The organism is Edaphosphingomonas haloaromaticamans, assembly GCF_001853345.1.
GTDB lineage: Bacteria > Pseudomonadota > Alphaproteobacteria > Sphingomonadales > Sphingomonadaceae > Sphingomonas_E > Sphingomonas_E fennica.
In genome coordinates this window covers 2,101,645-2,122,508 of sequence record NZ_MIPT01000001.1, presented here as the reverse complement: position 1 = coordinate 2,122,508, position 20,864 = coordinate 2,101,645, and the positions used below count along the sequence as shown (strand labels likewise).

General features: G+C 63.4%; 20 protein-coding genes. 6 read left to right on the top strand and 14 right to left on the bottom strand.

Annotated elements, in window-relative coordinates; translation table 11 throughout:
- From BHE75_RS09850 to BHE75_RS09840, 3 genes are all read left to right on the top strand, one after another.
- Positions 1-3,081 (top strand): efflux RND transporter permease subunit, encoded by a 3,081-nt coding sequence (locus BHE75_RS09850; protein ID WP_070933755.1) that lies wholly within the window; start codon positions 1-3, stop codon positions 3,079-3,081.
- Positions 3,074-4,501: an efflux transporter outer membrane subunit gene (locus tag BHE75_RS09845; RefSeq protein WP_070933754.1), complete on the top strand. Its 1,428-nt coding sequence runs from the start codon at positions 3,074-3,076 to the stop codon at positions 4,499-4,501. Before BHE75_RS09850 ends, BHE75_RS09845 begins: the two co-directional genes overlap by 8 nt.
- Positions 4,498-4,863, top strand: a complete 366-nt coding sequence (locus BHE75_RS09840; RefSeq protein ID WP_015460382.1) for a DoxX family protein — start codon at positions 4,498-4,500, stop codon at positions 4,861-4,863. The genes BHE75_RS09845 and BHE75_RS09840 overlap by 4 nt, the downstream gene beginning before the upstream one ends.
- 32 nt (positions 4,864-4,895) lie before the next feature.
- On the opposite strand, the gene BHE75_RS09835 is transcribed toward BHE75_RS09840, so the two are convergent.
- From BHE75_RS09835 to BHE75_RS09790, 10 genes are all read right to left on the bottom strand, one after another.
- The gene (locus tag BHE75_RS09835) at positions 4,896-6,176 is read right to left on the bottom strand and encodes a RhtX/FptX family siderophore transporter (RefSeq protein WP_015460383.1); all 1,281 of its coding nucleotides are present in this window, start codon (positions 6,174-6,176) and stop codon (positions 4,896-4,898) included.
- Positions 6,173-7,219 carry a PepSY-associated TM helix domain-containing protein gene (locus BHE75_RS09830; RefSeq protein ID WP_015460384.1) on the bottom strand — a complete coding sequence of 349 codons (1,047 nt, stop codon included), beginning with the start codon at positions 7,217-7,219 and terminating at the stop codon, positions 6,173-6,175. The genes BHE75_RS09835 and BHE75_RS09830 overlap by 4 nt, the downstream gene beginning before the upstream one ends.
- Positions 7,216-7,611 (bottom strand): cupin domain-containing protein, encoded by a 396-nt coding sequence (locus BHE75_RS09825; protein ID WP_015460385.1) that lies wholly within the window; start codon positions 7,609-7,611, stop codon positions 7,216-7,218. The genes BHE75_RS09830 and BHE75_RS09825 overlap by 4 nt, the downstream gene beginning before the upstream one ends.
- Before the next feature lies 1 nt (position 7,612).
- Complete coding sequence (locus BHE75_RS09820; RefSeq protein WP_438830618.1) at positions 7,613-9,622, bottom strand: TonB-dependent siderophore receptor; 2,010 nt, start codon at positions 9,620-9,622, stop codon at positions 7,613-7,615.
- A 236-nt stretch (positions 9,623-9,858) separates the two neighbouring features.
- Positions 9,859-10,665, bottom strand: a complete 807-nt coding sequence (locus BHE75_RS23220) for a helix-turn-helix transcriptional regulator (protein ID WP_188083566.1) — start codon at positions 10,663-10,665, stop codon at positions 9,859-9,861.
- Between the two features lie 151 nt (positions 10,666-10,816).
- Positions 10,817-11,416 (bottom strand): AAA family ATPase, encoded by a 600-nt coding sequence (locus BHE75_RS09805; RefSeq protein ID WP_425506121.1) that lies wholly within the window; start codon positions 11,414-11,416, stop codon positions 10,817-10,819.
- Positions 11,413-11,973, bottom strand: coding sequence for a DUF1993 domain-containing protein (locus tag BHE75_RS09800; protein WP_070933750.1), 561 nt, complete (start codon positions 11,971-11,973; stop codon positions 11,413-11,415). The genes BHE75_RS09805 and BHE75_RS09800 overlap by 4 nt, the downstream gene beginning before the upstream one ends.
- 40 nt (positions 11,974-12,013) lie before the next feature.
- The gene (locus tag BHE75_RS23215; protein ID WP_084653076.1) at positions 12,014-12,451 is read right to left on the bottom strand and encodes a GFA family protein; all 438 of its coding nucleotides are present in this window, start codon (positions 12,449-12,451) and stop codon (positions 12,014-12,016) included.
- Positions 12,445-13,128, bottom strand: coding sequence for a DJ-1/PfpI family protein (locus BHE75_RS09795; RefSeq protein WP_084653073.1), 684 nt, complete (start codon positions 13,126-13,128; stop codon positions 12,445-12,447). The genes BHE75_RS23215 and BHE75_RS09795 overlap by 7 nt, the downstream gene beginning before the upstream one ends.
- A complete protein-coding gene (locus tag BHE75_RS09790; RefSeq protein WP_070933749.1) occupies positions 13,128-13,970 on the bottom strand; it encodes a PhzF family phenazine biosynthesis protein in 843 nt (280 codons plus the stop codon). Before BHE75_RS09790 ends, BHE75_RS09795 begins: the two co-directional genes overlap by 1 nt.
- A gap of 107 nt (positions 13,971-14,077) precedes the next feature.
- On the opposite strand from BHE75_RS09790, the gene BHE75_RS09785 reads away from it, so the two are divergent.
- The 3 genes from BHE75_RS09785 (at position 14,078) to BHE75_RS09775 (ending at position 16,327) form a co-directional block, all read left to right on the top strand.
- Positions 14,078-15,466, top strand: a complete 1,389-nt coding sequence (locus BHE75_RS09785; RefSeq protein WP_070933748.1) for a PLP-dependent aminotransferase family protein — start codon at positions 14,078-14,080, stop codon at positions 15,464-15,466.
- Positions 15,467-15,536: 70 nt separating this feature from the next.
- Positions 15,537-15,797 carry an HU family DNA-binding protein gene (locus tag BHE75_RS09780; RefSeq protein ID WP_070933747.1) on the top strand — a complete coding sequence of 87 codons (261 nt, stop codon included), beginning with the start codon at positions 15,537-15,539 and terminating at the stop codon, positions 15,795-15,797.
- Between the two features lie 14 nt (positions 15,798-15,811).
- On the top strand, positions 15,812-16,327 hold the full coding sequence (locus BHE75_RS09775) for a MucR family transcriptional regulator (RefSeq protein ID WP_084653071.1): 516 nt from the start codon (positions 15,812-15,814) through the stop codon (positions 16,325-16,327).
- A 107-nt stretch (positions 16,328-16,434) separates the two neighbouring features.
- Here the strand turns inward: BHE75_RS09775 and BHE75_RS09770 are convergent, their stop codons facing one another.
- The 4 genes from BHE75_RS09770 to BHE75_RS09755 all read right to left on the bottom strand — a co-directional run bounded on the left by BHE75_RS09770 (position 16,435) and on the right by BHE75_RS09755 (position 20,829).
- Positions 16,435-18,201, bottom strand: coding sequence for an ABC-three component system protein (locus tag BHE75_RS09770; RefSeq protein ID WP_070933746.1), 1,767 nt, complete (start codon positions 18,199-18,201; stop codon positions 16,435-16,437).
- A complete protein-coding gene (locus tag BHE75_RS09765) occupies positions 18,198-18,443 on the bottom strand; it encodes an ABC-three component system middle component 6 (RefSeq protein WP_015460380.1) in 246 nt (81 codons plus the stop codon). The genes BHE75_RS09770 and BHE75_RS09765 overlap by 4 nt, the downstream gene beginning before the upstream one ends.
- A complete protein-coding gene (locus tag BHE75_RS09760) occupies positions 18,440-19,348 on the bottom strand; it encodes an ABC-three component system protein (protein WP_015460379.1) in 909 nt (302 codons plus the stop codon). Before BHE75_RS09760 ends, BHE75_RS09765 begins: the two co-directional genes overlap by 4 nt.
- Positions 19,349-19,461: 113 nt before the next feature.
- Positions 19,462-20,829, bottom strand: coding sequence for a tyrosine-type recombinase/integrase (locus BHE75_RS09755; protein WP_015460378.1), 1,368 nt, complete (start codon positions 20,827-20,829; stop codon positions 19,462-19,464).
- Between the last annotated feature and the right edge of the window lie 35 nt (positions 20,830-20,864).

Genomic DNA, 20,864 nt, shown 5'->3' with positions numbered 1-20,864 from the left:
ATGGCGTTCACCGACATCTTTATCCGTCGCCCCATCCTCGCGATCGTGGTCAGCCTGCTGATCCTGCTGGTGGGCGTCAGTGCGACGTTCAGCCTTCCGGTCCGGCAATATCCCCGGATGGAAAGCGCGACGATCACGATCGACACGGCGTTTCCCGGCGCGACGCAGGATGTGATGCAGGGTTTCGTCACCACGCCCATCGCCCAAGCCATCGCGACCGCCAGCGGCATCGAGTATATAACCTCGACATCGCTGCAAGGCAGCAGCCGGATCAGCGCGAAGCTGGTGCTCAATGCCGACGCGGACCGGGCGATGACGGAAATCCTCGCCAAGGTGCAGCAGGTCAAGTTCCGCCTGCCCACGGGCGTTACCGATCCCGTCATCACCAAGATCACCGACGGCGCTTCGGCGATCCAGTATATCTCCTTCATCAGCGACGATCTGCCGCCGCCGCAGCTGGTGGATTTCGCGACGCGCGTCGCCCAGCCGCTTCTGACCTCGGTCCGCGGTGTGGCATCCGCCCAGATCAGCGGCGGCGCGCCGCTGGCAATGCGCGTGTGGGTCGATCCGGTGAAGCTCGCCGCGCGCGGCCTGACGGCGGGCGATATCGCGGCCGCCTTGCGCGCCAACAATGTGCAGGCGTCCCCCGGAAAGCTGAAGGGCGAGAATACCGCGATCAACATCACCGCCGGCACCGACTTGCGGGATGTGGAATCCTTTCGCCGCATGGTCGTGAAGACCGGCAACAGCGGCGTCGTGCGGCTGGGGGATATCGCCACCGTGGAGCTTGGCGGCCAGAATTATGACGCTGCCGCGCAGGCCTCCGGCCGCCCCGGCGTGTCCATCGCCATTTCGCCGACGCCGGACGGAAACCCGCTGGAAATCGTCGCAGCGGTAAAGGCGCTGCTGCCGGAAATCCAGCGCGTCGCCCCGCCGGGGGTGGAGGTTGCCAATGATTTCGACGTCGCCCATTTCGTCAACGCCTCCATCGATGAGGTCGAGCGCACGTTGATCGAGGCAGTCCTGATCGTGGTTGTCGTGATCTTCCTGTTCCTCGGCTCTCTGCGCGCCGTCATCATCCCCATCGTCACCATTCCGCTTTCGCTGCTGGGCACGGCGGCGCTGATGCTGGCGTTCGGTTTCTCCTTCAACTTGCTGACGCTGCTGGCGATGGTCCTTGCCATCGGGCTGGTGGTCGATGACGCGATCGTCGTCGTCGAGAATATCCACCGGCATATCGAGGAAGGGCTGAAGCCGTTCGACGCCGCCCTGGTCGGCGCGCGGGAAATCGTCGGGCCGGTGATCGCGATGACGATCACGCTCGCCGCCGTCTATGCCCCGATCGGACTGATGGGCGGCCTGACAGGGGCGCTGTTCCGCGAATTCGCCTTCACGCTGGCAGGCTCCGTCATCGTCTCCGGCGTGGTCGCGCTGACTTTGTCGCCCATGATGAGCGGCAAACTGCTCCATTCGAAACTGGGCGAAGGCAGGCTGAGCCAGGCCATCGAGCGCAGCATGCACCGCCTCACTACCGGCTATTCCCGCCTGCTGGACCGGACGCTGGCGGCGCGGGCGGCCGTCCTGATCGTGGGCGTCGCCATGCTCGGCGCGATTGTGTTGCTGTTCACCGGCGCCCAGCGCGAACTCGCCCCGCCGGAGGACATGGGATATGTCTTCGTGCAGACCAAGGCGCCGCAATATGCCAACCTCGATTACACGCGGCGCTATAGCGATGAAGTCGAGCGCATCTTCCAGACCCTACCCGAGTTCAGGAGCAGCTGGTTCGGCTCGGGCGGCGATAACAACGCCAATGGCGGGTTCGGCGGCGTCGTGCTCAAGGACTGGGCGGAACGGGACCGTTCGGCCGACGACATTCAGGCGGAGCTGACCGCGCGCACGGCGGCGGTGACCGGCGTCTATGCGACCGCCTTTCAGGACAGTCCCTTGCCTGCGGGCAGCGGCGGCCTGCCGGTGCAGATGGTGATCCGCTCGGCGGACGATTTTCCGCAAATCTACCAGACGCTCGAAACCATCAAGGGCGCCGCCTGGGGCAGCGGACTGTTCGCCTTCGTGGACAGCGACCTCGCCTTCGACAGCCCCGAAGCGCACATCATCATCGACCGCGCGAAAGCGGGCGAAATGGGCGTCAGCATGTCCGAAGTCGCCGACACGCTGGCGATCCTCGTCGGCGAGAATTATGTGAACCGGTTCAACTGGCACGACCGCTCGTATGACGTGATCGCGCAGGTTCCGCAGAGCCACCGGCTCGCGCCCGACGATCTCGGCCGGTTCCAGGTGAGAACGGCGTCGGGCAGCCTCGTTCCGCTCGCCACCATCGCCAGCGTCGAAATACGCCCACAGCCTAACCGGCTGCCGCAGTTCAACCAGATNAACAGCGCCACGCTGTCGGCCGTGCTGCTGCCGGGCGTGACCATGGGACAGGCGGTGGACTTCCTGCAAAGCCAGACGCTGCCCGAGGGCACGAGCGTCGACTGGCTGTCGAACAGCCGGCAATATGTGCAGGAAGGCAACCGGCTGACCGTCTCCTTCGGCTTCGCGCTGGTGGTAATCTTCCTCGTGCTGGCGGCGCAGTTCGAGAGCTTCCGCGATCCGCTGGTGATCCTCGTCACTGTGCCGCTGGCGATATGCGGGGCGCTGGCGCCGCTCTATCTCGGCTATGCCACGCTCAACATCTACACCCAGATTGGGCTCGTCACGCTGATCGGGCTGATTTCCAAGCACGGCATCCTGATGGTGTCCTTCGCCAACGAGATGCAGCGGCATGAAGGCTGGAGCCGGGTCGAGGCGATCCGCCATGCCGCAGCGGTGCGGATGCGGCCGATCCTGATGACCACCGCGGCGATGGCCGCCGGCCTCGTGCCGCTGCTGTTCGCCGGGGGCGCCGGGGCGAACAGCCGCTTTGCCATCGGCATCGTCGTCGTCATGGGCCTGCTGGTGGGAACGCTGTTCACGCTGTTCGTGCTGCCCACAGTCTATTCCCTGCTGGCGGGCGATCACCGCCCGAAGGAGCCGACCGAAACCGGCGAATACCCGGCTGAAGGGGGTCTGGCCCATGCGTAAGTCCCGGCTCTCTCTTATCCTCTTGCCGCTGCTCGCTTCGGCTTGCGCGGCCGGCCCTGCCTATGCCCCCCCGCAGACCCCCGCTGCGTCGGCAGGGCCGTTCATCACGACGGCCGACGGCATCGATCGGGCTGGCGACCTGCCCGACGATTGGTGGCGGCTCTACCGCGATCCGGCGCTCGACAGCCTGATCGAGCAGGCCCTCGCGGCCAACACGGACCTGCGCGTCGCATCGGCCAATCNCGCCCGAGCGCGCGCGATCCTGCAGGAGGCACGCGCCGGACGGCTGCCATCCACCGAGGTATCGGGCGGCGTCAGCTATGGCGATTCCACGCAGGTCGGCGCGCCGGTCGGCAACGACGCGCAATGGTCGCAGAACGCCGGAGTCGCGCTGGCGTGGGAAGCCGATCTGTTCGGCCGGATCGGGCGCGCCATCGAGGCGGCCCGCGCCGATGCCGAAGCGGTCCAAGCCGCCCGCGATGCCGTGCGCGTGGCCGTCGCTGCGGAAACGACCCGCGCCTATCTGGATGCCTGCGCGGCGGCTTATGCCCTGTCCGTGGCGCAACAATCCTTGCAGACCAGCACCGACAGCCTGCGCCTCGTGACGGCGCAGGAGCACGCCGGATCAGCCAGCCGGCTCGACGTGGAACGGGCTACGGCGGCCGAGGCGACCGCCAAGGCAGCGCTTCCGGCGTTCGAAGGACAGCGGCAGGTCGCCTTGTTCGAACTGGCGGCCTTGCTCGGCACCACTCCGGACGATGTGCCGGAAACGGCGCGGCTCTGCGCGGTGCCGCCTGAACCCGCTGCCGCCGTTCCCATCGGAGACGGCGCGGCATTGCTGCGGCGAAGGCCCGATCTCAGGCAGGCCGAGCGCCAGCTTGCGGCCGATACGGCGAGGATCGGCGTGGCGACCGCCGACCTCTATCCCGTCATCAGCCTTGGCGGTTCCGGCACCTTCTTCCGCAACGACGTGGTGCGGGGAAGCGATTCCTTCAGCTTCTCGCTCGGCCCGCTGCTGTCGTGGCGGTTCCCCAACATGTCGGTCGCCCGCGCGCGGCTGCTTCAGGCGGAGGCGCGGGGCGCGGCATCGCTGGCCGCGTTCGACGGGAAGGTCATCACGGCGCTCAAGGAGGTCGAACAGGCCCTCGCCATCGTCGCGACCGAACAGCGTCGGCTGGCCGCGCTGCGCGAGGCGCAGGACCGATCGGCGCGGGCTTACGAGCTTGCCGACAGGCGCTATCGCGCCGGTTCGATCGGCTGGCTGGACGTGCTGGTTGCCCAGTCCGACCTGCTGGCCGCGCGAGCCTCCCACGCAGCGTCCCTGCGGCAATTGTCCCTGGCGCGGGTCGATTTGTTCAAGGCGCTCGGCGGCGGCTGGTCAATCGACGGCGCACATCTTTCCGAAAGGTCGGCAAAGTGAACAAGGCTCTTCCCCTGTTATCGACGATATTGGCGTGGCCGCTGGCGGCGTTTTTCCTGTTCGGGGCCTATGGCAACGCCTTCATCTCCGAAGAATATGCCGCCGCCTATGCGGCCTGGGGCTATCCGGACTGGTTCCATTACGTCACGGCCGCGCTGGAACTGACCGCCGGCATATTGCTGATACGGTCCGCCACCCGCGCGTTCGGCGCCGCGCTCGGAGCCGTGGTCATGGCGGCCGCGACGCTCACGACCTTGGTGAATGCGGATTACGGCCATGCTGTCGCGCCTGCCGTGGTGTTCGCAGTGTCGCTCGCCGTTCTCGGCCTTTCCCTCGCTTTGAGGCGGAATAGAAGCAGATGAGCGGCGAGGCTGCGGTCATCACACTGCCGTCGTCAATCCGGGTTAAGCCGGGGTGACCACTCTTCCCCATCTGATGCTTCATCGGCAAGCTGCCGAAGCGCGTCGTTACGCCTGAAGGACAATATAACGAAAACGGCGGCGATCGCGGCGACAATGCTGAAAGCAAACCCGCTGGAATATCCCGCCACCCCGGCAATGGCGGTGACAGTGGCGGAGGTTCCGATCTCACCCAGATCGCGGCTGCTTTGTACGACTGTCATGTCGGTCCCGGCTTGCCTTGCCCTTGCGGCGAAGCGCATTGCGAGGGTCATTGCGGCGACCGATGCGCCCCCGCTGCCAGCCGAACCCAGCAGGATGGCGACAAGAGCGATATGCCTTTCGACCGGCAGAATGGCTGATGCCTGCATGATCCAGAGGCATGCGCCTGCGCAGGACAGCCCAAGACTGAGCAGCAGGACGCGCGCGATGCCCATCCGGCGCACGAGCCACGCCCCTCCGCCGCATCCAACGACCACTGTCACGACCCCGCCGATCATGCCGATTTGGCCGATGGCTTCCAGCGCCCAGCCTCTATCGATCAGGAAGAGCTTGGACAAACCAAAGACGGAGCTCGCTGTTACGGCCGTCAGCAAGGCAATAGCCAGCACGGAAACTGCTCCCGGCCGCCGGACGAAGCGTGACAGACTGGCGTGTTCCGGCCTGGTGGTTGATTGCGCCGCTGGTGCCGGCTCCCGCCACAGGAGTATCAGCACAAGGCCCGAAAGGACGATCAGTGCCATGGCCGCCAATGCCGCTTGCCTGCCCAGCATTCCGGCGAGGATCAGGCACCCGGCGCCGCCGATGAAGAACCCGATCATGGTGCCGCCGACCTGCACCGCATTGGCGCGAACCAACATCGCGCCCTCGAAATTCTCGGCGCCAAGACCGTCGGTTGCCGTGTCCTGCGTCGCCGACGCCAGCGAGGCCAGCGCGAACAGTGCGATCGCAATGGGCGTGGTCGCTTCGCCGATACCCAGTATCGCCACCGCCGCGAGGCAGAGGAACACGGTCGCCTGCATCGGAATGATCCAGCTGCGCCGCTTGCCGATCCGTCTGGACCAGTGATTGTCGACGAAGGGCGCCCACAGGAATTTCACGATCCAGGGCAGGCCGACCAACGGCAGGAAGGCTATCCCTGTCAACGACACGCCATCCCGCCGCAGCAGCGTCGGCAACGTTTCCATGGCAAGTCCCAGCGGGATGCCCTGCGCGACATAGAGCGCGCCGACCGTCGCGAGAAGCCGATAATTGTGGAAATAGGAGGCGGCGTTCATCGAGCATGCCTTTTCGTTGGGCCTCGCTGCCACCAGAGCCATGGACCGGTTACGAGAAGGATCACGCACAGCGTGGCGGCGAGCAGATAGAGGCCAAGCATCACGGACCTGTCCCACAGGCCGGTGTGCAGGGATTTTGCAGCGATCATCAGCTTCATGAAGGCCGGAACAGGCCGTGCTGGAGCCATCACGCCGGACTGGCCGTCGAAACGCACGGTCACCGACTTGCCCCAGGGAGCGGCGTCGCGAACGAGGAGCATCACTGCCACCGGCTCGGCGCCGTGTCCGGGCATGATGCCCAGAAGCTCGGCACCCGGATGTGCGTTCAGCGCGGATTCCAGCATAGGCCGTAGCGGCGCCCGGGGGACGTCGGATATCGGTCGCGCCATTGCCGTGTTTGGTCGACCGGGCCGGCTGAATTCGCCGAGTGTCTTGAACCCGAGCAACAGGAAGCCGCTGCTCGCGGAGAGAAACAGAAAGATCATCACGACCAGCCCCGTCCATTTGTGCAGTCCGGCCAGGGGCGAGGGGCTATGCCAGGGCGCGCTCGTCAACGTCCGCAAACGTCGACGCATGATCGCAAACCCGCTGATCGCAAGCATGATGAGTGCGATGGCCGTCAGAAGCGCGATGGCCTTCCCGCCCAATCCGAGCAACAGGCTGTTATGAACGGCGAGCAGGATGTCCCGCGCCGCCGATCCGGCAGGCACCGGCGGAAATATCTGTCCCGATTGCGGATCGAGGGCGACGGTGAGGGGCTCGCCATCCGCCGCATGCACCGATGCCTGCCATGCATGACGGGGATCGGGTGCGGGGAGGATCAGGCCCAGTGAGGTATCGCCGTAGCGCGCCCGAAGCGCTGAAATCGCCACATCGACTCCGGCCAGAGTGGTAACGGGACGATCAAGCCGTGGTCCCGCGGCCGTTTCGGTCGCATGACAGATGAGCAGGCCAAGTCCCGTGACGGCCAGGAGCGCAAACGGCATGGCGCAGGCGAGCCCGATCCATCGGTGCAGCTTCCAGAGCAGGATGCGCGTTTTCATACTTCATGCGGACGCATGCGCGTGCCGCCGGCCGGGGTCAGGAACATCAGCCGTGAGGGCGCGCGCAGCAGGAGGCGGTGCCAGGTCCCACGCTCGACCACGCAGCTCTGTCCGCGCGCGAGCGGCAGCAGGATTTCGCCGCTTTCATCCTCGACGACGAGATCGATATCGCCTTCGACGAGATGCAGGATCTCGTCGCCGTCGGGATGCATTTCCCAGTTGTCCGGATGCAGGTCCTCGGGCCGTTTCGGTTCGCTCATGCCCAGAACGCGCGAGGCTTTCGCCCGATTGACCTGCCGCCAGGCGTCCGGCGAGCGCGGCAAGGCATCGGCACGGCCGTCGACATCGAGCCGGACGAGCGTGCCCAGCGGATCGAACAGGGTGACGCCCATGTCAGTAGCGCGCGCGGAGCGTGGCCATGACGCTGCGCGGCTCACCATACCAGTTGTTCCAGCTGGTGCCGCCGATCGACGCGAAATAGCGCTTGTCGAACAGGTTGTTGGCGTTGAGCCCGACGTCGATCCGTGGCGTGATGGCATAATCGGCGCGCAAATTGACCACGGCATAGCTGCCCTGCGTCATGCGAACGGCGCCCTGCTGGCTGTAGAAGCTGCTCTGCCAGTTGACCCCAGCGCCGAGTCCGAGCTTTCCGTCGAGCACGGGCGGTCGATAATGGGTCCACAGCTTCACCATATGTTTTGGCGTGAAGCTGGAGAACGGCTGGCCCTCGTTACCGCTGGGCACGCCGGTGGCGGTGCGGTCCCGCAGATTTTCGGTGTCGACATAAGTATAGCCGGCCTGGATGGACCAGCCCTCTGTCAGGTCGCCCTGGACCTCGGCATCGAAGCCTTTGCTCTCCACCTTGCCGTCGGCGATATAGGCGCATACCGATCCGGGCATGCAGGGATGATCGGGGTCGAGCTGTGCCCGGTTGTTCTGCCGGATACGGAAGGCGGCGAGCGATGCGTTGAGTTTTCCGCCGAACCATTCACCCTTGATGCCGGCCTCGATATTGCTGCCGGTCATCGGATCGAGCACCTCGCCGTCGTAAGTCAGGTTGTTCTGCGGTGTGAAGATCGAGGCATAGCTCGCATAAAGCGAGAAAGGGCCGCCCACCTTCCAGACGAGACCGCCATAAGGTGTGAACTCGCGGTTGATCCGGTATTTGCCGGTGGGCGTCTGCGGCCCGCCGATCGTGGCGCGGCGAACCGTCTCCGTACGCCACCAGCTGAGCCGCCCGCCCGCGATCAGCGTCAGGGGCTCGGCGAGACTCAGGCGAAGCACCGCATAGCCGCCATATTGGGTGGTATCCGTCGTCTGCTCGCCGCCCCAGCTTTGCGTCGTCGGCTCCGGCGTGGTGACGGGCGTGTCGGAGAAAAGGTCGACGGGCTGCATCAGCCCCGGCAGGTTGTATGAAATCTGCCTGGTGTGGCCGTCCCAGTAATTGGCCCCGGCCAAAATCTGGTGTCGACGGCCGAGCAGGTCGAAGCCGCCCGAGACATAGCCGTCGAGATCGGTCTCGCGATTCCTGAAATCATAGGCCCCGCCATAAAGGATCGGTCCCATGCCGGTCGCACGATCCACCGCGCCCATCGCGCTGGCATAGGTCATGTCGCTGTCGCCGGAGATGCGGCTCACGGCGACCTTGGCTTCCCAGTCGCCGCCGAACTCATGGCGTAGCTCCGCGAACATCTGCACATTGTTCCAGTTGCGGCTCGACCAGGGCGCGCCGGGATAGCGCGAGCGCGGGATCGGAAGTTCGCCGCCATCCGTATAGCGCGGCACACCCATCAGCGTGCCGTCATCGGCGACGTCCTGCCATTTGATCGTGGCGGCCACCACCGTGCGCGGCGCGAGATTCCATTCGATTGTGCCATAGGCGAGATATTTGCGCCGATGGCCTTCATCGTAGAAATAGTCCCGATCCTCGAAGATGCCGACAAGGCGAGCGCGCAGATCGCCGGATGCGACCAGCGGAACGCTGATGTCGCCCTCCGCCCGATAATTGTTCCAGCTTCCGGCGCTCAGCGTCGCTTCCGCCGCGAAATCGCTGCCCGGGCGCTTGCGGACGAGATTGATCGTGCCCGAAGGGTTGCCGGTCCCCTGAAGAAGGCCGCTCGCGCCGCGCAGAAGCTCCACGCGATCATAGATCGCCATGTCCTCGGTGTTGACCGCCTCGTTCCAGCCCGAGGTCGGAATGCCGTCGAAGTTCAACGTATCGATGACGAAGCCGCGCGAATAATATGCCGTCCGCAACCGCGTGCCCGGCTGAACGGTAACGCCGGGCGCATTGGTCATCACGTCGTCGAGCGTGATANGCCGCTGTTCGTCGAGCCGGTCGCGATCAATGATGCTAATCGTCTGCGGGGTCTCGGAAAGTGTCAAAGGCAGCTTGGTGCCCACGCCCACACCTTCGGCGAACGCGGCCGTGACGATGATCTCGTCGGTTTTCGAGTCTGTCTCTTCCGCCCGCGCGGTTCCGGCGGTGGCCCAGCCAATGGCGAGGCAAGCCACGCCCGCGGTCAATCGCACGATAATCTTCCGATCCACTCTTTGCCCGATCTTCGCTAATTACTCGCAATAGCGGAGCGAATAGGAGCTGAGTGGCGATCTGTCTTTCCGATCGCCGGACGGAAATTTCAGATTCCGGGCGGCTCGAGACCGGAACGGTTAAGGGTGCTCGGCAGGATACCGAAACGCTGTCGGAAGGCCGTGGTGAAATGCGGCAGCGTATAGCCGACCTGTTCTGCCGTCAGCGTGACGCTAAGCCCGGATTCGAGCAGCCGCCATGCCTCGCGCAGCCGAGCCTCGCGCAGATATTCCCCGATGCTTTGACCGAAGAGGCGCCGGAACCCGGCCGTCATCCGACGTACGTTCATGCCACAGTCGCGGGCCAGGCGATCCAGCCCCGGCATGTTGGCGGGGTCGCGGTTCAGGCGATCGCGTAATTCGTGCAGCCGCCTGACTTCGAGCGGCGTTGCCAGACTTACCGAGCTGTTGGTGGATGGTCGCGCCAGCGTGTCGAGCGCCAGTGCTGCCAGTTCGAGCGCCTTGCCGGCCAGGTGAAGCCTCCGGGCCACGCCCACATAGGGCGCGTTCAGAATTTGCTCCGCAATAGCCTGCATCGCGACGGGGCACGTCGCTCGATGATGGGCCATGCCCTCCGGCAGAAGAGCATCGGCATCACCGAGCAACTCGTCGGCAGCCTCTGCGTCCAGATGCAGGGTCAGATATTGCAGCGAGCTGAGGCTGGAGAAGCGATGGTGAAGCTGCCATTCGTGACGGCTGACAAACAAGTTCACGCTCGGGCCGGACTCGCTGGCGTGTGTCTGACCAGCAATTCCCACTTCGATCGCCCCTTTGAGCAATAAAGCCAGCTTGATCCCCGGGCGCAAATTCTCGATCGCCTCGGCTTCTTCCCTGAAGCTGCGGGAACCCGCGCCCACCGACAGCCCTCGCGCCGCATTGCACGACCAGAATGTCGGTGTGAGTGAACCCGCTTGCACAGTGTCATGAAACCCCTTGCAACGCGTCATGTATACTATTGAGAATTAATTGCAATATACTCAACGGCAGTCGAAGCCTATGCCGGCAAGGTCAGCGCGTGGAGATGTGCTGGCGAACGAACGATACACGCTCGGAAACGCTGGCAAGGGGTAGCGGCACGAGATCATATTCCAAGGCAGCATAGGTCTCTGTCATCACCTGATGCGTTGCTCTCGCCTCCGCCATGCTTTGCTTTCGTTCAGCATCCTGGATGAAAATCTCCGGCCAATGGGGGGCGATGAATACGGTACGGTTATACCGGAAGAGCTCCGCAGCCCGGCATATGTGGGCCGGTGCATCAAGTCCGCACAAAGCCAGATAGCCTAACACGTCCGGAATGCCCCGATCACACAGCACAGGTCCGGCCCGCCTGCTTGCCTCGCGATAGGATCTCAGATCCCAGGTCAGCATCAGTTCCGCGAACGCCTGTCGGTCGATCCATGGAAGCGCGCTACCGCCGATGGTGACCTGATCCTGAATGATTGCGCGGCCTGCTTCCGGCGTGTGCCGGAAACCCTCCAGAGCAAGAGCCTCGATGAGAGAGGTCTTTCCCGATCCCGGTCCTCCGGTAACGATGAACAGGTGATCCGCATGTTCCGGGGATCGATCGAAGCTCTTGCCGACTGTCGGCCGGGGAACCGGTATCCTCACGCCGCGGTCGGGGAACGAAGATAGTTGAACATATGCGGCACATAGTCGGCCTTGCCGATCTCGATCCCCCGGCTTCTGAGGATCGCGTAAGCGGTTACGACGTGAAAATAGAATTGGGGCAGCGCCCAGTCCCTGACATAGTCCTGGCCGGTCATATCGAACGTTGGACCGCCCGGCAGTTCAAGGATCACTCGCCTATCCTCGGTTCCGTCAAAAGCGTCTGGCTCAAGGCTGCCGAGAAACGATAGGGCGTCACCGATGCGGGTTTGCGCTTCGACCATCGATCCTGGTTCTTCACCGGCCGCATGCCCTTCCTGTCCGAGTTGCTCCAGAGCTTGCGGCAATAGTTGACCTTTGAGGCGGAATACGGCTTCCTGCGCCTGCAGACAGGCGAACCGCACCTGCGCTGACAGGGGGAGCATGTCGGGCGCGAGGCGTTGGGCAAGGAGCGCTTCGGCTTCTGACTCCGACGATTGCTGGCGCGCCTTTTCCAGCAATCCTGCGAGCGTTTGCAACATATGCGTATATGTCGGCACGAGAAGATCGGTCGGGGACATGGAAGCTCCTGTAGATGCAAGGAAGCAAGGATGATCGCGTCTAGCACCGACGGGATACAGCGGGCTTTTCTGATCGCATGGCCGGAACTCGCGGGCCAGGCCATTCAGGTCGCGGATCGTCACAGACAAGGTTCATCCCCGCGCCCTCGGTGGCCCGGACGGGAAGTGCGGTCGCGTCGAATCCGTCGAGGCAGAAGATGTTGACCCCGAAGTGATCGGGCGCCGCGCGCTTGCGGTGGAAGACGTAGATGCCGCAACGCCGGCAGAAATAATGTTTCGCGCGGCCGCTGTTCCATACGTAGAGCGAGAGCAGTTGCTCTCCCTGTTCGATATGCAGCGCTACTTCGGGCACTTTCACCATCAATGCGTTGCGCTTCACGCATAATGAGCAATCGCATGTCGTCAATTCGATCGGATCGCTGTCTAGGGTGAAGCGGACCCCGCCGCAGTGGCAGGAACCGGGATGACGGCTTACCATCGGCTCGCTTCTTCCGCGCCGAATGGGTCGAGCATCCTAGCGCCTGAACCGACGCCGGCCGTCTCGTGCTGCGCTGCCGCCAATATGGCCGGTTCGATCACCCGCAGCGCATGATCGACATAGAAGCTCTTCTCGCCCACCGGAGCGACATAATGCATCGCTTCGTGCGTGATGTCGATCGACGCGCCGCGCGCGATGATCCACGCGGCGAGATAAGGCGCGGCAAGGCAGCCGCCCGCTGTCGCGACATTGCCATGAGCGGCGAACGGCGCGTCGATAACGTTGACGCCCGCCTCCACGACACACGGCTTCGTCGTCAGGTCGGTGCAGGCCGGCAGGTCGCCGATCAGACCGAGCCTGGCCAACAGCAACGTGCCGGAACATTGCGCGGCGATCAGCTGACGGGTGGGATAGAGCTGCAGGCGAGCCAGCAAGGCGGTGTCCTCGGCAATCTCGCGCGTCCGAATACCGCTGCCGATCAACACTGCATCCGCCTCACAGGCAAATTCCAGCGGGCGCTGGCGCTGCACGGTCACGCCATTCATGGACGTGACCTGTTTTGACGGGGCAGTGATATGGGCCTGCCAGCCTCGCGGCCGGAGACGGTTGAGGATGGCAGCGCCAATGAAGGAATCGAGTTCATTGAAGCCGTCGAAGGTCAGGACCGCGATTTGCATCAACTGGCACTCCGGCCGCTAAAGAGCGTACGGGTGGCACCGGCAACCCATATCTGTCCGGCATCATCCTGTTCGACGTGGATGCGACCGCTCCTTCCCAGCCGCGTGCCTTGTGCTGCAATGTAGGCATCGTTCACGCGGCCGCTCGCGAACAGCCATTGGCCGAGCGCGGCGTTGAGGCTGCCCGTCACCGGGTCCTCGATCAGCGCGCCATGGGCGTCGCTGAAAAAGGCGCGGACCTCGAATGCTGCGTCACCGCCTGCCGCATAGGGGCCGAGAATGCCGATATCGATTCGCTGGCTCTGATTCCTTTTCGGTTCCACCGCCAGCACGGCATCGGCCGATTCCAGCATCACCGCGATCCAGCCGGGACCATTATCCGCCCACGTCGCACCCATGATTGCGCCACGCTCGATACGCAAAACCTCCGCCACCCGGGCGATGTCTGCTTCCGTGGGAGTGCCGCCGCGCAGCAGGGGCGGCGCAGCGAAGGCAAGGCGTTCGCCGTCGTTCCGGATCTTCACCAGACCTGCGCCGCATTCCTGCACGATCATGTTCCGATCCCTCGGTTGTCCGCCCGCCTCCATCCAAGCATGAGCGCTGCCCAGCGTCGGATGTCCGGCGAAGGTCAGTTCATGCGCAAGCGTGAAGATGCGCACCCTGTAGTCCGCTCCAGGGTCGGTCGGCGGCAGAAGGAAGGTAGTCTCCGACAGGTTCAGCCAGCGGGTGATGGCCTGCATCTCCTCGGTCGAGAGAGCTTCGGCATCGGACAGCACGGCGACTGGGTTGCCGGTAAAAGGGTCGACGCCGAACACGTCGACGAGGTGGAAGGGATTGTTCACGCTGTAACTCCTGTTGCGCAGACGGCTTTTCTAACTGGCGGCACCGGCATCGACAGGCACGGATCGATACGATATCGTCAAACTGTACTGGTCATGAAAGCAGGACGGTGGCGGCAAACCCCAATGAAACGCGGACAGGACGTATCGTCCGCCATATTCGCGACCGGATCGAAGCCCGCACGCTGACGCCCGGCGCGCGGCTGCCATCCATCCGCGCGATGGCGGACACGATGAGCGTCGCGCGCTCGACCGTGGTCGAAGCTTATGAGCGTCTTGCAAGCGAGGGTATGATCCGCTCGCGGCCCGGATCGGGCTTTTATGTCGCGGCTCCGCTGGCTCCGCTGACGCTTGAACGGTTGACGCAAACCGCCGAGCGGGAGGTCGATCCGTTATGGATGCTCCGTCAGTCGCTGGGGGAACGGCGCGCGGAACGGATGCCGGGGTGCGGCTGGTTGCCGGATGACTGGCTCGCAGGCGAGGCGCTGCGCAAGGCCATGCGCGCAATGGCGCGTACAAAGGATGCGGGCGCTCTCGCGAGCTATGCCTCGCCGTTCGGTTCACCTGCGCTGCGCTCGCTGCTCGCTCGCCGCCTCGCCGAACAGGGCGTGGCGGCCTCGCCCGACCAAATTCTTCTCACCGACAGCGGCACCCACGCGCTCGATCTGGTCTGCCGCTTCCTTCTCCAGCCCGGTGACACGGTGCTGGTCGATGATCCATGCTACTTCAATTTCCTTGCCTTGCTGCGAGCGCATCGGGCCAAGGTAATCGGTGTGCCGATGACGCCCAGCGGCCCCGATCTCGCCGCGTTCGCGGAGGTGGCCGTCACGCACAGGCCGCGCCTGTATCTGACCAATTCGGCCGTCCATAATCCGACGGGTGCGATGCTTTCCGCACCTGCGGCGCATCGGCTGCTCCGCATCGCCGAAGCCCATGACATGGTCATCGTCGAGGACGATATTTTCGCCGATTTCGAGCATGTCCCGGCTCCGCGCCTCGCCGCCTTCGACGGGCTGGAAAGAGTGATCCGGATCGGCAGCTTTTCCAAGTCCCTGTCCGCAGCCGTGAGATGCGGCAACATTGCCGCGCGCGGCGACTGGATCGAGGCACTGGCCGATCTGCGCATCGCGACCTCCATGGCTGGTAGCCCCTTGTCGGCAGGCTTGCTCCACACGGTCCTGACGGATGGAAGTTATCGCAGGCACCTTGAATCCGTCCGCTCCCGCCTTGCCCGCGCCATGCCGCGCGTGGCGAAGCGGCTGCGCGACCTCGGTATTGAGCCTTGGGCTGAACCGGGTGCGGGCATTTTTCTGTGGGCACGATTACCGGATGGCGTCGATGCGGTCGCTCTCGCCCGCTCTGCGTTGGCCAAGCAGATCGTCCTTGCACCGGGTGCGGTGTTCAGCGCCAGTGGCGGCTGGCGCGATCATATGCGCTTCAACGTGGCGATGAGCGATGATGATCGCCTGTTCGGTTATTTACGTATGGTGCTACAGTAGGGATTTGCGAGATTTCGGCCGCACACTACAGTCACTTCCATATGTCAGGCTACGATAAGACGCTGCTGACATCGTTGACGCCCTTGCAGCATCGCAGGGCATTTCGAAGGCTGATGCGAAGAAATCTCTCGATACCGTCCTCAGCCTTATCGGCGATGCGCTGGTGAAGGGCGACGAGGTCTCCTTGAACGGCTTTGGCAAGTTCCGCGCAAAGGACAGCGCCGCCCGTGAAGGCCGCAATCCTCAGACCGGCGAGACGATCGTGATCCGCGCTTCCAAGCGCGTTGGCTTCACCGCCGCGAAGGCCCTGAAGGACAAGGTCAACGGATGAACGGGCAGGCAGCAATGACCGACAACCACAACGTCGATGAGTCCACATTGCTGTCGCTCACCGCAGAGATCGTGGCCGCCCACCTCGGCGCCAACCAGGTCACGGCCGCCGACGTTCCGCAGCTGATCGCATCCGTTCATGGCGCCCTCGCTGGCCTGGGCGCGCCCGATACCACGGAGCCTGCGCCGCAACCCGCTGTCTCGGTGCGCGCGTCGGTCAAGTCTGACCATCTGGTCTGCCTGGAGGATGGCAGGAAGCTGAAGACGCTCCGGCGTCACCTCATGACCGCCTATGGCATGACGCCGGACCAGTATCGCGCAAAGTGGAACCTGCCTGCGGACTACCCAATGGTGGCGCCGGCTTACTCAGCTAGGCGCAGCGAACTCGCCAAGGCGGGCGGCCTCGGAAGACGGAAGGGCGCTGCGCCTGCCCACAACCAGATCGCGAAAGACCAGGCTCTGATTTCAGCAAGCAGCGAGGAAAAAACACCGCGCCGCACCCGGCGGAAGCTGGGGATTGCCGTTTCGTAATCTCTGAGTGCCGAAAGCGGTTGGATCGCCGTTCGATCAGCTCAATGCCTCACCCTCAAGATAGCCCTTCCGAGTGTTGCGGTGGGCGTCTCTTGACCCTGAACAACTCAATTAAAGCGCATCCCGAACAATCCGCCGGAATCGGTCGCATCGGTGAGCTTCACGTCAATGACATGCGCGCTGACATCGAAGCCTTCCCGGAAGCCGTCCCTTGGCAACGCGTCCGAGTTCATCGTCACGATGTATTGAAAACCGACACTCGCTGCGTGATCCGCGCCCAATTGCAGCGCCTTCGCCACCTGGCGTTCATCAACACCGTCGAAAAGATGGCTGTCATGCACTAGGAAGCCAGGACCGATACCTCGACGCGCGGCGAGTTCGGCAATCATCAGATCAAAGCAGAATATCTGCATGTTCGTGATGCCCTTACTGCGCTGCCCGTCGATACGAACATCGACTTGGGGGCCGTTGGTGGTTGCGCTGATCGTGAGGCTTCCTGCTTTCTCGTAGAGAGCGTTCGAGAGGTCCTCGAAAACGAGGATGGCCTCTTCAATCAGGCTTTCGCGCTCATGGTGATCGTCCTGGAGCGTCTTGAGCAGCCGGGCGCGCTCGATGTCGAGTTCGGCCTTGGTGCTCTCGATCTCCTCCGCAGTCTTCAGCCGCTGCCGCAGACCCTCGGCATCCGCTTCGGCTCGGCCAGCTTCCTGCTGGAGGAGTGCATAGTGCTCCAGCGCACCGCCAGATTGCAAAATGCCCATCAGTTCGCGGCGTCGCTGGTCCAAGCTCTCGCGGGTCCGATCCCGCTTGCTGATGCGATCTTCGGCAGCCTGTACTTCCGAAGTCAGATGTGAGCGGCGGTTCTGCACGATCGCCTGATGGAATTCTTCCACCTCTTCGAACCGCTTTCCGACCGAACCCGGCAGAACCACGCCTGCCTCACGATAAAGCCGATCGAGGCTGGTAGAAGCCGGCGGAGCCTCGCTGTCGATCGCAGCCTGCAACTGAAGGATTAGCTCTCGGTCGGCGGTATTGTCATCGTTCAGAGTGGAAATCTCGCGTGTTATCCGCGAGGCCTCCTTTTCCATCTCGGTATACTCGGGAACGACGGTGAAAGTGCTGACCTGATCCCGCAGACGCCGGGCGCGTGCCTCCGCAACGGTCATTTTCGTCCGCAAGTCGGCAGCGGTACCAAAATAACGGCCCAGCCCGCCGTCCTTCGCTGCCTTCCGCAACTCGCCCATCGCGCGCTCGCGCGTCCGAACTTCCTGAAATTGCTGCGGGACGGCCGCATCCAGGCCCAGCAGGAAGCTGATGGCGACCTGCTGGTCCCATCCTTGCTGCTTGGATGATTGCTGGGTTGGCGACAGGAAACCATCGCTGTTCTGTCGGCGCACGAAATAGGAAAACAGGGAACGAAACGAGGGCCGGTAACGGACGTTCTCGTCTCCATCGGAATCGGCGTTTAGGCCGAACATCAACGCCCCGAGGACACTCCGCCAGTTCTCGTTGCTGATGATCTGGTCGCCAGTTTTCACGTCCAGCGACGGCGGGATGGGCCAGCTTGCAGCGTCGCCCTGGATCACGACGCGCGATGGCTTGGCTCCGGAGCGGGCCACGTCGACGAGGGTGGTGCCAACGTCGACCCTCGCCTCGAATGTGTGCCCCACCAAAGCACTGGATCGAAAGATGCTGTCCTTCCCGGCATTCGCCCCGAACAGAAAGTGGATCAGCTCGACGAGACTGGTCTTGCCCGCTCCGTTGCGCGATTGCCGATCAGTCGCCCCGGCGCTCTTGTCCGCGAGCAGGATATTAAGGCCGGGACGGAAGGTTAGGCTCTTGAACGTCGGAAGATCACTGCTGAGGCCGTGGATCATGACGCGGTCTTCTGGAGCAGGCCGCGATCGAAATGCACGGCTTTCACCATGAACAGCAGATCGAGAGCCAGCACGAACCAGTCATAGCTGATCGGTGCGGACACCGCCCGATCGGCCCGCGCCGACCTGATCTCATCCCACAACCGCGACACTGTCATCGGCTCGCGCAGACAGCCAAGTACGTCGGCGCCAACCGCGAGAAGCGCCCGATCCGGACGGATATGTTTGGTCGGCAGTATCATGTCACATCGACTCGAATCACATCCTCGAAAATGTCGCAACGCTCAAAAAAATAGGACAGCACGGCAAGAACCGCGCCTTGCCGGGCCGGTTCTCCCGTCATCCCGCCGGCAAACGCTTGAAGCTCGCCGAAGATTTCGTCTGCCGGCAAGCCGGCACCCTTGAGCGCCTGATAGCGCAGTCGGAAGCCCTGCGCGATCTCTTCTCCAAAATCAGGGTCGGGCCATGCCGCGAAGAACGCCTCGACCAGTTGTTCCCGCCGCCGGCCCTGCCGGAGCAGCCCGGCAGCATCCTGCGACAACGCATTGTAATCGAGTTTGGCAGCCGACGGAGCGGCCAGCGGTGGATGGGTGTCTGGCTCCTTGCGTTGAATTGCGAGCAGGACCGGCCGCAAAGCAGCAAAGTCTAGTCGTTCCAACGTCCGATCTGACGGGACAGCTCCGAAAAGATCTTCGAGCTGGTGAAGGGCCAAGCTCATCACGATGGCACGCAATTCCGCTTCGCCGCAGACCGCGAGGACCACGTTCGGGTTCGCCGTCCCTAAATCGGCCAGTTTCTGGACCGCTTGAGCAGCAAGGCCCCGCTGATCGTTGTGGACGAACTCCCACCGCTGCATCCTCGCAGCCCAGTGCTGAATGGCGCCATTGAAGTCTTCGTCAATCTTCGCGAGGAGTGGATCGACTCTCATGGCATCCGGCGCGTAGCATTGGAAAACCGTTCCATCGCTGGCCCGATAGCCGTCACATTTCAAATCGCCGCGCGGACCGTAGGGGCGAACTGGCTGGAAATCGCCGGGGTGGGCGTGGGCCATGATACGGGCGAACAGCGTTTCAAACGCCTTACCCCGCTCCCGCAAGAAGGCATTCTCAAACTTCAGCCCGTACCCAAAGCGTTGCGTGTTATCCAAAACATCCCCCCGTCACCGCCATAGCCGTCCACGGCGCGGTCGATCAATTCGAATTGCAGTCGACCAGACTGGCTATGTGTCGCCGTCCATACTGCGCCTGCAGAAATCGAGCCTCAGGCCGCCATCTGCGCCGCTGCCGCATCATTCGCACCGAACGCATTCTCCCCATCGTCAAACCCGAGGAATCGCGACAGCGCAGCTTGCCGCGACTGGCGATCGAGCGCGTAGGACGTGTGCTTGAACGCCATGCCGTGCAGCAAGCCCTGAATGTAGCCCGAGATCGTATCGGCCGCCATGATGAGCGCGGTGTCGAGCGTGTGGATGTATTTACTCGTCACGCTGTGGCGCGAGTGCCCAACGATCGCGGAGATTGTCGCCTCGGTGAAACCGAGATCATTGCCAAGGCTGGCGAAGCTGTGGCGCAGGACATGGGGCGTCATCCATTCCAGCTCGGTGCCCTTGAAGATCGCCTTCCACTGGCGCGGAAAACCGCCGAATGCCTGATCGTGCTTTCGAATTCCTGGGAACACGAAAGTCTGTTCTTCAACCGGGCGCAGGCTCTCAAGCCTTTCCACGACGCACAGGCCAATCGGGCGAACCGACGCGCCCTCCTTGCTGTCGTTGAGCCGCAGGCAGCTACTATCCGCATCGAACTCGCTCCATTCCAGACCGATGATCTCGCTGCGCCGCGCTCCGGTCAGGGCGATATTGCGAGCGATCTCTACCGTCATGGCGTAGTTGGGATTCCGCCCAGCTTCTTCGAGTATCTCGCCGAAGATTCGATATTCGGCTTCGGTCAGGCGCCGGGTTCGGACCTGGTCTTTCGGTTTCTTCACACCGGCGGCAGGGTTGACGTCGATGATCCCCGCGTCCTTCGCATAGGTCAGGATACCACCGAGCAGACCGACCGTGCGGTTCGCCGTACCGGCCCCGCCCTTGACGATAGAACGGCCACGCAAATTCTTGGTCTTCACGTTTCGCCGGGTCTTACCCGCCATCACATCTTTCAGAACCTTGGTGACGTCGGCCTTGGTCAGATCCTTTACCCGGCGCGTCCCGATCAACGGTACGATATGGCGGAGGATGCGCCCCTTGTCGGAAACGATGGTTCCTGGGCGCTTGGGCCGACCGCCTTTGCCAAGGATCAGACCGGACTCCAGATCCTTGAGATAGAGGTCGCAAAGCTCCTTGACCGTGATTGCCTTATGGTCGAGCTGCCGTTCCTCGGCGGGATTCTCGCCCTGCGCGATGCGCCCCAGAAGCACCTTCGCTTCCTTGCGAGCAAGCTCGGGCGTCCACACGCCATGCAATCCAATCGTGAACCGGCGCGTCCGCCCGAGGGCGCGATACTGGACGAGATAGCTGCGCTTTCCTGATGCGAAGACCCTCAGCCCAAAGCCGGGCAGTTCATCGTCCCAAAGAAAATAGTCCTTTTCCTGGGTCGGTGCGGCATCCACATTGCGCTTGTTGATCTTTGCCATTGCGACGAATCTCCGGCATCTGGTCCTGCTTCCGC

Excerpts from the sequence above, each read along its gene's own strand:
- BHE75_RS09835 (WP_015460383.1), bottom strand. The coding sequence starts at position 6,176 with ATGAACGCCGCCTCCTATTTCCACAATTATCGGCTTCTCGCGACGGTC.
- BHE75_RS09830 (WP_015460384.1), bottom strand. The coding sequence starts at position 7,219 with ATGAAAACGCGCATCCTGCTCTGGAAGCTGCACCGATGGATCGGGCTC.
- BHE75_RS09825 (WP_015460385.1), bottom strand. The coding sequence starts at position 7,611 with ATGGGCGTCACCCTGTTCGATCCGCTGGGCACGCTCGTCCGGCTCGAT.
- BHE75_RS09800 (WP_070933750.1), bottom strand. The coding sequence starts at position 11,973 with ATGTCCCCGACCGATCTTCTCGTGCCGACATATACGCATATGTTGCAA.
- BHE75_RS23215 (WP_084653076.1), bottom strand. The coding sequence starts at position 12,451 with ATGGTAAGCCGTCATCCCGGTTCCTGCCACTGCGGCGGGGTCCGCTTC.
- BHE75_RS09795 (WP_084653073.1), bottom strand. The coding sequence starts at position 13,128 with ATGCAAATCGCGGTCCTGACCTTCGACGGCTTCAATGAACTCGATTCC.
- BHE75_RS09775 (WP_084653071.1), top strand. The coding sequence starts at position 15,812 with ATGACCGACAACCACAACGTCGATGAGTCCACATTGCTGTCGCTCACC.
- BHE75_RS09770 (WP_070933746.1), bottom strand. The coding sequence starts at position 18,201 with ATGATCCACGGCCTCAGCAGTGATCTTCCGACGTTCAAGAGCCTAACC.
- BHE75_RS09765 (WP_015460380.1), bottom strand. The coding sequence starts at position 18,443 with ATGATACTGCCGACCAAACATATCCGTCCGGATCGGGCGCTTCTCGCG.
- BHE75_RS09755 (WP_015460378.1), bottom strand. The coding sequence starts at position 20,829 with ATGGCAAAGATCAACAAGCGCAATGTGGATGCCGCACCGACCCAGGAA.